1 protein-coding gene is annotated in these 738 nt (G+C 39.2%); it reads left to right on the top strand.

Annotated elements, in window-relative coordinates:
* The first annotated feature begins 119 nt into the window (after positions 1-119).
* Positions 120-530: a disulfide oxidoreductase gene (locus AC1DRF_RS30785; protein WP_043981422.1), complete on the top strand. Its 411-nt coding sequence runs from the start codon at positions 120-122 to the stop codon at positions 528-530.
* The last annotated feature ends 208 nt before the right edge of the window (positions 531-738 follow it).

The following is a 738-nucleotide window of genomic DNA, read 5'->3' as shown; positions in this document are numbered from 1 at the left end:
GCCAATAACTTAGGCATCACAGGTACACCAACCATTTATGTAGGCGGCAAAAAATTCGAAGGAAAAACAATCGATGACTTTGATCAAATGGTCAAAGATGCGGCTAAGGAGAACAAATAATGAACAAGTCTTTGGTCTTCGGGTGGATTACAGCGCTTATCGCGATGCTTGGAAGCTTGACGTTTAGTGAAGTTCTTCACTTTATTCCGTGTGAACTTTGCTGGTATCAGCGAATTTTAATGTATCCGCTCGCGATTGTGCTAGGTGTAGCCGTGTATCGGAATGATACGTTCATCTACAAATACGTCCTGCCGTTTTCAGTGATTGGTATGGCGCTTTCAGGCTATCATTATTGCCTGCAGAAGATACCGGCTCTTAAAGCATTTGAAACGTGTACAAGTGGTGTTCCTTGCTCAGGTCAATATATTAACTGGCTTGGATTTATCACCATTCCTTTTTTAGCGTTTATTGCGTTTACTGTCATTACAATTATGATGCTTGTTCTTCGCAAGCAGGCGAAAAAAGCTTAACCTCCGGGTTAAGCTTTTTTGTATGGAAACAAAAAAAGTCCCGCTTCCAAGAAGCGGGTGCAAATAGGGKACATYTATGAAAAATGATGAAATTGYTTTGACAAGAACAGTATAYAAAAGAAAAGTGAAAAAACGGTGAAAAGAGAAAAGCTTTTTTTAAAAAAAGGTGAAAATATGCTTTTCTTACAAAAAAAGCCCCGCTCACAAA

It is taken from the genome of Priestia sp. P5_B4 (assembly GCF_056400385.1).
Note: the sequence above shows the minus strand (reverse complement) of the source record. Positions and strands in the feature narration are given on the sequence as shown.

What these genes read in the sequence shown, in the direction of transcription:
- AC1DRF_RS30785 (WP_043981422.1), top strand. Translation starts at nt 120, where the DNA reads ATGAACAAGTCTTTGGTCTTCGGGTGGATTACAGCGCTTATCGCGATG.